The following is a 12111-nucleotide window of genomic DNA, read 5'->3' on the forward strand; positions in this document are numbered from 1 at the left end:
ATCCATGTCAATTTCTATCCATGTCAATTTCTATCCATGTCAATTTCTATCCATGTCAATTTCTATCCATTGCAACGAAGGCAATTGAAGGTATAAAGAAGAAGGTAACTCTTTTTTGAAGGGACGAGAGCCGAAATACCTAAGTCCACTCTTTGTATTTTCAAAGTGATTTCTGATTGTATAAGATGTTAAAGCAAAATCGTAAAATGCCACTTCGTTAATCACTCCGGCATATGCTTCTGAATCGCTTCCTAATGTATTTGGAGAGTTGGATGACCAGTTATAACTAATAAGTATTGGTTAAGACTAATCGAGAAATTGGTTAGCAAGAGAATAGCCACCCACAAGTAGGTGGCTATTTGCTCAATAGTCTAGAATCGATAATTGACCGCTAACTGGTAAATCCGGCCGTTATATGTCAAACGGCTTAACGCTTGCTCGTCGGACCCCAAATACTCCACTCCAACATCGTCCGTGAGGTTAAACGCTCTCAGGAAGAGTTTGGTCTGGTCATTTAATTGATACGACCCTACGAAATCAAGACGCTCAGTAGATTCCCGCGTTCTGGCATTGGTCCCCAAGAAGGAGTTTGCACCTCGTAAAGTTTGGTCATCTCTCCAGTTATATGCCAACCGCAAGCTGATACCTTTATGCTCCCAATACCCTATTACGTTAAATGACTCCGGCGACACACGAGTTAACTCCAGCTCACTGCCAGACTGTCTTAGGTTTGTATAGTTGAACACGCCACCAAATCCACTCCATGGAAAAGGCAGAAAATCTAGGTTTTGTTGAATAGCGAGTTCAAAACCTTCGACTGATATTTTTTCAGTCGTATTAATTGGTGAAGTAATAATTACTTCACGTAAGTTTTCATTACCATCGTCGTCAACAATCGGCGTTAGTTGAATACAGCCAAACTCGCGGCCCCCTGTTCCCGGAACGCGTTCAATTGGACCCAATAGTCGGTCAACGACTGGGTTGGTGCCAGAAGACGGGCAGAAGCCTTCCTCCTCGTCAAACAAATTGGTAATGTCTTTTTTGAAAAATCCTAAAGTAACAGCGCTACCTTCACGGTTATACCACTCTAGCGACACATCATAATTAGTTGCGTCGTAAGGCCTTACCGTTGCTGTTGGGAGATCCAAATTAACCGAATTATTTCCCCCGCGAAGCGAAGCTGTGGGCCTTTGTGAAAGAAGGTTTGGGCGAACTATACCTTCATAATATGCTGCTCTAAGAATAATATCGTCTGAAAGCTCGAAAGCGATGTTCGCCATTGGCAGCGTATGTGAATAATCATCTTTGAATTCAGTTAAGACCGCTATACCATTGCGTCCTTGAGCATCCACTTGTGTCTCAAAACCATCAAAGGTGTTGTCGGTTTCCACATAACGCACACCGATATTTCCAGTATAGGGTACCGGTCCGAATTCTCCGGAAAAATCTGACATTACGTAAAATGCTGTAATATCTTGTTGAGCCCCAAAATTAAACCCGATATTTGTAGGCAAGCCCGAGTTACGATCTTGAGTATCCCAAAACCCCGTTCTATTTCTCTCTAAAATAGGAGAAGCCACACTAAACGATGTCGCCGTCGGTATTTCGGAGGCATTGAGCGCAATATTCTGCTGTAAAATGGCGATGGCAAGATCATTGTCTATCGTTAACCATCCCGAAGTATTATCAAATGTTCCAGGAATGTTGCCATTGAAATATTCATTCTGAACCGCCGACAAGACATTTGAAGTTATAAATGCGTCAGATATATTGCTTGTATCAATACCAGGTGCCCCTTGCCGTTGGTCAAGGCTGTTAAGCTTTTCACGTGAGAATCGAGCACCAAATTTAACTGCATCAGCCCTGAATACCTCACCTATACCCAAGTCAAGAAAGCGAGCGCTGTTAAACTCCACACTGCTAACCTTTCGGTCGAGGTCCTGCACACGACCGTTTATGCCAAAAATCAGTTGCCTACCTTGGTTTGCATCTGAAATAGAGCTTACCGTTGATGAACTCAAATTAGTTTCTTGCCAGACCAATCCGTTATACACATAAGGAACCGCAAAGCCGCCTTGTACAACGATATCGTTCAAGTTCCCGTAACCACTGTCAATAATCCCATCAAACCCAGTAGGCACTGTGATAAGATCTCTCCTAGTGCCCTCTGCATCGGTGAAATTAAATTGGCGTCTCCAATCTTGAGTATGATTAAAGTTTATACCCACATTTGCAAATTGGTTTGTGGCTTCGGAATGCGTAATTTTACTGTCGAAACTCCAATCATCAGTGATGTAGTCAGCGTATAAGATAAGCCCTTCGGACTTCTCCCTGAACGTAGTTTTACGGTTTTCAGTTTGCAAGTTTCCGTTCACAAAGCTGTATCTCGGAGCTGCATAAACAAGTGGGGAATCGGGGTCATCTGACACTCTATCGTATACAAACGGTGCAGAGTTCAAATCAAGAGTGATTCTTCCATCAAAGTTGTCACGGTCTCGTCGTGTGGTATTGAATCCAGGGCTAAAAGTCGTTGCTTCCTTCGTTCCGTTATCAAGATTACGCTCAGAAAAAAGAACATGAGCTCCAACTTTAAAGTCGTCCGTTATCTTATATTCAATGTTCCCAGTGAAAGAAAGACGATCTCCTTCACTAAACTCGCTGACATTTCTCCCTCTCGCCGGTGCAGTTAGCTGTGCATCCTCGGGTAGGCCCCACCGTGCTCGATATTCGTCTATATTGGTTGCCCGAACAAAGCCCTCTTCTGTATCCACTGTTATATAGTCAATAATATCAAACGTGTCGCGTCTGAAAGTTTGACCTGATCCAGCAAATTTAAAAGCAACAGCTAACTTGTCATCAATGATATGTTTAACGCCTGCTAGCTTTAGTTCTTCATCAATTTCTCCGGTAAGCTCTTCGTATCGCCCCCCAACACTGATATTGAAATTACCATCTTTTTTAGACAACGCCTGTTGGAGTTGCATGTCTACAACACCCGCTATCCCCCCTTCTTGTAGATCTGCTGTAGGGCTTTTTATTACCGTTACACCATCAAATACACCAGCTTCAAATGCCGCAAACGGATTAGGAGACCCTACAGCATTTAGTTCGCGCGCTGCTGAAGGAGTAGCAAATGTTTGACCGAATGCGGTTGTGTTGACAAACCCACTGCCAAGCCCTCGAAGGCTAATCGTGCTTTGCCGCCCTTCTTCGTCGCTGTTTAGTTGAATACCCGGTATAGCCTGCAGTGCTTCACCTAAGTCAAGCGCGGGCAAGGCATCAATATCGGTAGCAGAAATTGCATCGACGATTGAAGAAGATTCTTTCTTCACGTTTAACGCGTTTTCAAGAGAAGCTCTCACGCCAGTTACTTCGATTACTTCGGTGTCATCAGAAATACTCTTGTTAATTGCAGCGTTAACTTCTTGAGCGACAATAGTTGGTGAGCTCACGGCGAGTAAAAAGGCCGTCGTGCTATTTAAAATTAGGTGAGAGCCATTAATTTTGTTGGTGTGCATGAACGCGATCTCTATAAATACAACAAATATAAATATGTTTTTTTGGAACCCAACTTCCCCAACAACACATCATGTTAAGGAATTGTGAATGATAATATCACCCCTCATAATCATTAAAAATCACTAACAATCAATTTCGATCGTAATTTTTTTAATCTTAAAGATTTATAATTTCAATGGAAAGTATATAAAAACCATACTCCACCTTCATGCTGGATTGTAAATTACAATAAAAACTGTATTTACAAGCATATAGAAGAGAAAAGCCATCGTATTTATTTAGACGCGTAGTAAAAACCAAAGAATCATATCCAGCCATAAGTAATCAATAAATATCAACCTAGGCTTGTATCTTCTTCCGAAAGGAGTGTAAATAGTGTGTAAATTTCATGACTGTAGTTAGCAATCTTACCTATCGGTAGTATTGTTTATTCAATAAGCCAGCACGTGTGATGACGAGTAAAAATATGAAGGCCGCAATAGCAACGAATCGATTTGGTCTAGGAGCTACCCCCGTCGAACTAAAAGTAGCAGCTGACGACCCTGTCGGACATGTTGTCGCTCAAATAGTACCAATACATTTAAATAAAACGAATTCGTCTCAATCAATTGCTTTGACACTTAACCGATATCGTAAAGACAACTCTGAAGAATCAAAAGACGAGGCTCGTAAGTTTAGGCAAGCCATCTACAAGCAACTCTCCATTGGGACGATCAATAACGCAATTAGTAGCACGCAGCCGTTTATGTGGAGAATGCTAGATTTCTTTTCAAATCACTTTAGCGTTACTGCGCAGGGAGCATATCTGACAGCGCTTTCACCGACACTGGAACGCGAGGCAATAGCTCCCAATCTCTTAGGTAATTTTTCAGACATGCTGCTTTCTGTTTGTCGCCATCCGGTTATGCTCGTATACCTGAATAATGAAAAGTCATTTGGCAAGAACTCGCGTTTGGGAAAAAAAGGAAAGGGGCTCAACGAAAACTTAGCACGGGAAATACTTGAATTGCATACCTTAGGCGTAAATGGTGGATATACCCAAAGCGATGTTATCGCATTAGCAAACGGTATTTCCGGGTGGGGTGTTCAGGCCCCTGAAAAAACAAAAGCTGGGCTTTTCTTCTTTAGAAAAGCCGGACATGAACCCGGTTCACAGTCATTGTTGGGCAGGTTATTTGCTCAAGAAAACGAAGAGCAAGGTGAAGCCATGCTCAGGTATATTGCAGCTCGACCAGCAACAGCTAAACATATCAGCGAAAAGTTAGTTAAACATGTTGTCAGTGATACTCCCTCACCAGCGTTACTAAAACATGTAGAACAAACTTGGATAGACACAGAGGGTGATCTCAAATCGATTTATCATGCACTCGTTACTCATCCGCACGCCTGGTTCGACACCTTAGATAAATTCAAGACTCCCAGAGAGTTTCTGATCTCTACTTGCAGAGGGATAGGACTTACTTCACTTAAAGAAGGGTTTGCAATCCGTAGTCTCACTGAAATGGGCCAAGCACCTTTCAAAGCAGGTAGTCCCGCTGGTTATGAAGACTCAGAGGACTTCTGGAATAGTGGCTATGGATTAATGGCAAGAGCAGATTGGCTCTCATCTTTGCGCATAAACCGACAGTTTGAAATCCCCGAACTGGCCAGCAAATTATTAGGATCAACATTATCTGAACACACGAGACAACTAGTGTCTCGAGCAGAAAGTCGTGACCGTGCGTTTGCTCTTTTATTTTTAAGCCCAGAGTTTATGAGGAGATAGCTATGCAAAGACGTGCATTATTAAAGCTCTTAGCGAGCGGTGCAATTATGCTTCACTCTCCAACATTGTACGCAGTTAATGAAGTAAAAAAGGCAAAACCATTAAAGCGTGTGATATGGATACTGCAACGAGGCGCTGTTGACAGCCTACATACTATTATTCCAGCCTTTGAGAAGAACCTCATCTCTCTTCGCCCAGATTTAGTGACTGGGCTTGAAAACGCTTTTTCATTAGATGATCAATACAAACTTCATCCGTCGCTAATTAATGTGCATGATTTATTCATGCGCAAAGAACTATCGTGTATTGTGGCAACTTCTACAGGCTATAAAGGTCGCTCCCACTTCGATGGTCAAGATTATCTTGAAAGCGGTTTAGGGGCTCCTAACCTTCAATCTGGTTGGCTTGGTCGCGCTATGGACACTCTTGGTACTGAAGGCATTGCAATATCAAAGTCAACACCTTTGGCATTTAGAGATTCTTCACGAGGACGCAACTTTTACCCATCCAATTTTGACAATTCGATAGACAGCTTAACCGATGATCTCGTTGCGCTTTATCAATATGACGAAAAGCTGACCAAAGCGCTGACCTCTGGCACAGAAATAAAAAGTGCCTTAATGAGTGATAGCAAGAAGCGCCCATCTGCCTCTTTTTCTAAATTATGCAGTGAATGTGCTGACATAATGCAATCAAAACCAAACATTCAGTTTGTAATGATAGAGTCGGGAGGCTGGGATACCCATAAAGCCCAGAATGCCAGATTATCCCGGGAGTTAGGGCAATTAGATGACGGCATCGCGCAACTAAAGAAAGGATTAGGCAAAGACTGGAAAAATACCCTTGTTTTAGTCACGTCCGAGTTTGGAAGAACAGTGCGGCAAAATGGAACAGGCGGCACAGATCATGGCACAGCCAGCAGTATGTTTATTGCGGGTGGCTCTCATTTAGGAGGCTCGGTCCATGGAACGTGGCCTGGGCTTTCAGATGACGCTCTTTTCGAGAAGCGCGACCTTGCTCCAACGACGAATACGTTTTCTTGGATATCTACCGCTATAAAACAACACCTTGGACTTACCTTGAGTCAAGCAGGGGCTATATTTCCTGACCATTCACTATATAACTACAAACTTTTTAATGACGAAAAGATTCATCTACAGTGAGTTAAACAAACATGGTTCAGCAAAAATAATTTCGTAAATGTTATAAGTGGATATAATTAGGGTATCAATTTTCTAAAAAATTACCTTATTACTTGTATTAGTAATTTATTGGTAAAAGTATATGAAACGATTTATCTGGCTAATGTTAATAGCCACTATCAACCTTTCCCTTTTCATCCCCGTACAAGCAAAAACATGGACTGCACAATGGATTTGGGTAAAAGAACGCTTTACTGAGCCAAACTCATGGGTAGCGCTTAGAAAAGAGGTTGAACTGGATAAGGTTCCCTCGGAATCACTTGCCTATATTAGCGCTGATACAAAGTACTGGCTTTGGATAAATGGTGAGCTCGTCATCTTCGAAGGAAGCTACACCGGCGGCCCCTCACCGGTGAAACCCTCTCCCAGGGTAGATTTCTACCCTATCGCGTCTAACAAATATTATGACACGGTCGATATAAGTCCATATCTTAAGAAGGGTAAAAATACCATTGCTGCCCTCGCATGGTATTACGGAGATGATGGTCAAAAAGGCACACACATATCTTCAAACAAAGGTGGTTTCATCTTTGAAGCTAAGGTTGGCAACACGCTTATTGCGACTGATGAAACTTGGAAAGCCCAAACTCATAACGCTTATAAAAAAGTAGAGAAAAAAAGTCCCTACCGTATTGCCGCGTGGAGTATCAACTACGACGCAAGAAACGACATGCAAGATTGGACTAAAGATGCTTGGTATACTTCGCACTTTAATGACGAACGCTGGCCTAACGCTCACCCTATTAAGCAGCCTCCTAGGCCACCTTTTTTCGACTTATTCCCAAGCGAAATTCCTCCTCTTGTAAATTATGGTTTATCGCACTGTACTAATTTCTCTAAAGAATCATTTCCGTTTATTTCGGACGGAACATCTATCCAGTGCAAGTTGGATTTTAATAAAAATTTTACACCTTACTTTGATATAGAAGCCGATGAGGGAAAAGTAATTCGCGTGGCTTCAAATATGCGCCTAAACACAATAGAAACGCTATATACAACTAAATCTGGCCGTCAACAATTTGAAGGCTATTCTTGGAGCAACGGTCGAACCATTGAGTTCAGCATTCCTAAAGGTGTAAAAGTGCATGCACTTAAATATCGCTGGACGGGCGTGGGCAAAACTCCCGGATATTTTGAATCGGATGATGCTTGGTTAAATCGAATCTGGCAAATGGCTGAAAATACACTTTATATTTGTGCCAGAGACAACTTCATGGACACCCCCGATAGAGAACGAGGCCTGTGGATTGGTGACGTCGCCGACCAAGCAAGCTATTTGTTCTATTCTATGGACCAAGCTGGTCGAGACCTTTTGAAGAAAGCCATCAAAGTTACGCTGGCGTTTAGCGATACCGAATCCGGCATTTTTGCTGGCTTGGGTCCTGGAAGATTCCGAGAACTCCCCGCGCAGAGCCTTCAGTTTATTGAACAAGGTATTTGGCACTATTACTACAATACTGGTGACGTAGAAACATTGTCATATGCATATCCTTTCGTGCATAAATACCTGCTGCTCTGGGATATAAAACAGAACGGTCTTCCAACGTTCAGAACTGGAGATTGGAAGTGGACTGATTGGGGACCACAGGAAACCATTGATTATGACGTTATTCAAACCGCCTTGTACTACAGTGCACTTGTGGCTGCAAGAAAAATGGCTAGCGAACTGGATAGGGATGAGAACCTTGCATTTTATAATGCGCGTATTGAATCTATACGTTTAGCCTTTCAAAAAGAGTTTTGGCAAAACGGTTATTTTAGTAGCGATAAAATGTTTAAGGATGATCGCGCAAATGCCGTCGCCATCCTTTTTGATTTAGCGTTGCCAACTCAATTTCAGCAAATCGTTGATAACGTATTAGTGCCCAATCATTATGCGAGCCCTCATTTTGAATGGATGATTTATAACGCAATGGCAAAAGCCGGGCGTTATAAGGATGCTATCGCTAGAATGAAAGAGCGCTATGGTCCGCAAGTCGACAATCCAGAGCTATCAACATTAGCTGAATACTTACCCGCCAGAGGAACAGAAAATCATGCCTGGAATGCTCCAAGTACTGTATTGAGTAAACATATCGCTGGTGTGAAGCCAACGTCAGTCGCTTGGAAAAGTTATGAAATCATGCCGAATCTTGCACACCTAACCAAAGTCAGCCAACTAATACCTAGTGTAAAAGGCGATATATTGTTCAAGCTAGAATTCGACAATGACACGTTAAATATTGTACTCAACTCGCCAGCAAAGACGACTGCCGAAATTGGTGTTCCTAAAATCCTGACCAAAACGTCACAGATTTTATTTAATAGAAAAGAAGTATGGAGTAATGGTAGTGAGAGGAATGAAATACCGGGAATAAAGTTTGTTGAAGAAAGTAATGATTATTTTATCTTCTCAGTAAAGCCAGGAAATTGGGATATCCTCGCCCGTTAGTTCTATCTAGGAAAGACTTCACAACTTTGACTGACCTAGCCCTATCGCTAGGTCAGTACTTCTGCAGCAGCAGACTATTGATGCTTCTATATCCTTCCGTGTGTCACCTCAAATATAGTCAACGCATTGGTAGGGCTGAAATCTACATGTAGTATCAAATTTCTTTCGCCCTATTGAGTAACCTTTTTTCCAAATACCGCAACACAGAAAATTCATTACAAACACACTAAAGTGTTTACATTTGATTAATAATGATCAAACATTATTAAAACATTCATATGAAATCAATTTGAGTCAAAGTGTCGCTAAAGGATATCTCTCCATTCACTAACTTCTACTTGACGATACCAATCGTAATAATGATTGTTACTGCCGCTTTTAATATTCACAAAATAAGACCCAACGAGCATGAGAATTTAAACACTGATTGTGAAGAATGGCAGATTGTCTCATCGGAGCAAAGTTCAAAGCCCGCGATAAACGTTCCAATTGACTTTGAAAATGGTAAGAAAAATTCGGTAAAAAAAATAGAAGAGGATACGCTACATCAATTGTTGTTCAACTCTGAAAACCAACTGGAACATGCCCTAACGACGGAATTAAGTTCCGGTCAACTGGAAGTACTCGCAGAGATTCCTGAGGATTTCGAGTTTATAGCCCTAGCGCAAAATCTACATTTGCTGCACGATGTAGTTTTACGCATAATAAATCTCGAGCTTTCATCTGACACCCGAAAGTACCTAATATCACTGTTAAATGGCTTACCTTCCAGAGCAAAAGAAGAGGCAATTGAGTTCTTGTTGCTGTCTCACCGAGACGAAGATAAATTGATTGCCATTGAGCTTCTTTCAGCAGTAGAGGATCACGTCAAACCAAAGATACTAAGCAGACTATTGTCCGAAAGCCTCTCTGAAACACTCTTATCTAGCCTCATGACTTTTTCAAAAAACCAAAACAACAGACAGGTATTGTCTTTGGTTTCGAATGCCATTCAGAACAGATTTTTTGCAGTACAAGATACGACTAGAAAGCTTCAACTTTTATCCATAAGCGCTTTTCCCGATGAGTTTAGAGAAGACGCTTTTTCAATTGTTCTGAAATCGCTGAAATCTGAAGACGTTAAAAATCAACAGCTAGGATATGTTATCGCCAAGAATTGGGTTGGCAGTAGCGAAGAAAAGCTAACGACAAAGCAAGTACGAGCGATACTGGACGTCGCGAAAAGTGTGCTAAACGATACATCTTTACCAGTGGAGCAACGTTTAGCCTCTCTGCAATTACTAGAAGTGATGCCCAACGTATGAAAAAAATAAAGCTTTTAGGTACGTTACTAGTGTTTCTAACTCTAGCAAGCTTAGCCGTTGAATATTACTTTGATCATCGCCCTGACAATAGCAAGGGAGAAATATCAAACATTAAAACGTCTCAGAAATGTCTGAAATCTGCTCATGAAGTCAATCGTTCTGCGCATTTAATAAATGATTCTCACGAAACCACACTAGAAAAAAAAGTAAACAGCGAAACGTCAAATCACATCCGTTTTGAAGACGAATACTCTACAGATTTAATCTTAGCTCTGTTAATGGAACTTCCAAACAATCCTAAAAGAAGAGAACTGCTGCAAAATGTTCAACAGCTAAATGAAGTACAACAAGAAGAGATTGTTTATCTCCTTACGAAGTCTGAGAGAGAGTTAGACCAAGAATCAGCCGTAGATTTAGCCATTAAGTTAAAGAGCGAGTCTGTAAGGCATCGTGCTATACGTGAACTTTTGGAGAGTAGTATTTCTGACGACGTTAAATTGATACTTTCACACGAATTGAACACTAGCCTTCCTAGCCACGCATTCGATCTCGCTATTTCTACATACTTTGAAACCCAATCGGTCAAAATCAGGACAGCACTGATTGATTCGATTTTTTCTTCCCCCGACTCTCTATCTTTATCCATGGAAGAAGTTTTCCTCGCAGTAAGAAGCGCACCGTCTGGTTCCGTAACACAACGATTAGAGCCTTTGTTTGAATGGCTTAAACACGAACATGAGGCCTTAAGTGAATCACAAAAGAAATCCATAGCCTTATTTAGTGACGACCTTTTCTTTGAAACAAATAACCTAGAACAAAAAAAAATCGCTTTGCTCATTAGACAGTTAGTTTCGTCTGAAGAGTGATATTCACCAATAAGTTAGAAAATATAAGGAAACATAAAGTGAAAAAGAGAACTCGGATAATAGCCTCAATTGGCGCGTTGTTCACAGTAGTGATGGCAACTACAGCAAGCGCTTCAGGCGTTTTGTACACTGAAAACTTCAATTCAGGTTCAGCCGGTGAATGGTCACATCCCAACGTACAGTTTAGAAATGGCGCAAACAACATCCGCATCAAATATCCACAGTATAAAGTTAATTCAAATGGTAAGGTTGGGTCTCACCCCATGATGGTAGGTCAAATCCCTATTTCAGCTAATGCTATTGATGCGACATTTAAATACAGGATTAAGCTTGAAGACAATTATGATACAAACATGGGCGGTAAGTTTTTTGGCTTGGGACCGGAAGAGCCAGTCACTGGCTGTCGCGACATTACGACAAATGGCTGGAGTGCGCGAGTTGGCATTAGGGATAAACACCCACAACTATATATATACAGACAAGGAAAGCCTGATGGTGAATGTGGCGAGATAATTCGAGCTGAACAATTCACATTTGAGAAAAATAAATGGTACGACGTAGCTCTCTATGTAAAGGTAAATAGCTCTAGTACCAAAAGCGATGCCCAAGCTAGGCTGTATATTGACGGAACTGAAGTTGCGAAAAAAACAGGTTTCAAATTTTTTGGCGGAACAAGTTCTAATGTTCCACCAGCGGCTAAAATTCAAAAAATCATTAGAACTAGCTTTTTAGGTTCAATGCCAAGCTTAACAGGGGCGGTAAAAACTGGTGAAGTATCTGCGCTTTATGACAACTTCGTAGTGGTACGTGGTAATCAGCCTTAAATTTTATAGCGTAACATTTAGTAGCGTAACATGTAGCGCTCATATCTGATCTGACAGTTTCGATGAATAGGTTTAGACTCTATCTGACGGTCAGCTATGAGCGCAGGCTGTGTGAAAACTATTGATCACCTTTTGGTCTAAGTACTTGCTTAATATGAGCAATCGGTCTTAAGTATCGATCCTCAATTAAGGTGACAATT

General features: G+C 41.4%; 7 protein-coding genes. 6 read left to right on the forward strand and 1 reads right to left on the reverse strand.

The genetic code is table 11. From position 1 onward, the window contains the following. Nucleotides 1-371: 371 nt before the first annotated feature. A complete protein-coding gene (locus GVO62_RS14640) occupies nucleotides 372-3518 on the reverse strand; it encodes a TonB-dependent receptor (protein ID WP_159119862.1) in 3147 nt (1048 codons plus the stop codon). Nucleotides 3519-3985: 467 nt separating this feature from the next. Between GVO62_RS14640 and GVO62_RS14645 the strand changes: the two genes are divergently transcribed. The 6 genes from GVO62_RS14645 (at nucleotide 3986) to GVO62_RS14670 (ending at nucleotide 11911) form a co-directional block, all read left to right on the forward strand. Then, on the forward strand, nucleotides 3986-5284 hold the full coding sequence (locus tag GVO62_RS14645) for a DUF1800 domain-containing protein (RefSeq protein WP_236547177.1): 1299 nt from the start codon (nucleotides 3986-3988) through the stop codon (nucleotides 5282-5284). A gap of 2 nt (nucleotides 5285-5286) precedes the next feature. Next, entirely contained in the window at nucleotides 5287-6447 is a 1161-nt protein-coding gene (locus GVO62_RS14650) for a DUF1501 domain-containing protein (protein ID WP_159119864.1), read from the forward strand. Nucleotides 6448-6568: 121 nt separating this feature from the next. Then, entirely contained in the window at nucleotides 6569-8917 is a 2349-nt protein-coding gene (locus GVO62_RS14655; RefSeq protein ID WP_159119865.1) for an alpha-L-rhamnosidase-related protein, read from the forward strand. 299 nt (nucleotides 8918-9216) lie between these two features. Then, nucleotides 9217-10221: a hypothetical protein gene (locus tag GVO62_RS14660; protein WP_159119866.1), complete on the forward strand. Its 1005-nt coding sequence runs from the start codon at nucleotides 9217-9219 to the stop codon at nucleotides 10219-10221. After that, the gene (locus GVO62_RS14665; RefSeq protein WP_159119867.1) at nucleotides 10218-11087 is read left to right on the forward strand and encodes a hypothetical protein; all 870 of its coding nucleotides are present in this window, start codon (nucleotides 10218-10220) and stop codon (nucleotides 11085-11087) included. Before GVO62_RS14660 ends, GVO62_RS14665 begins: the two co-directional genes overlap by 4 nt. 38 nt (nucleotides 11088-11125) lie before the next feature. Next, complete coding sequence (locus GVO62_RS14670) at nucleotides 11126-11911, forward strand: polysaccharide lyase (RefSeq protein WP_131137652.1); 786 nt, start codon at nucleotides 11126-11128, stop codon at nucleotides 11909-11911. Nucleotides 11912-12111: the final 200 nt, after the last annotated feature.

The sequence above is a fragment of the Alteromonas sp. KUL150 genome, from assembly GCF_009811475.1.
Lineage (GTDB): Bacteria > Pseudomonadota > Gammaproteobacteria > Enterobacterales > Alteromonadaceae > Alteromonas > Alteromonas gracilis.

Coding starts and splice junctions, on each gene's coding strand:
- GVO62_RS14640 (WP_159119862.1), bottom strand. CDS start 3,518: ATGCACACCAACAAAATTAATGGCTCTCACCTAATTTTAAATAGCACG.
- GVO62_RS14645 (WP_236547177.1), top strand. CDS start 3,986: ATGAAGGCCGCAATAGCAACGAATCGATTTGGTCTAGGAGCTACCCCC.
- GVO62_RS14650 (WP_159119864.1), top strand. CDS start 5,287: ATGCAAAGACGTGCATTATTAAAGCTCTTAGCGAGCGGTGCAATTATG.
- GVO62_RS14655 (WP_159119865.1), top strand. CDS start 6,569: ATGAAACGATTTATCTGGCTAATGTTAATAGCCACTATCAACCTTTCC.
- GVO62_RS14665 (WP_159119867.1), top strand. CDS start 10,218: ATGAAAAAAATAAAGCTTTTAGGTACGTTACTAGTGTTTCTAACTCTA.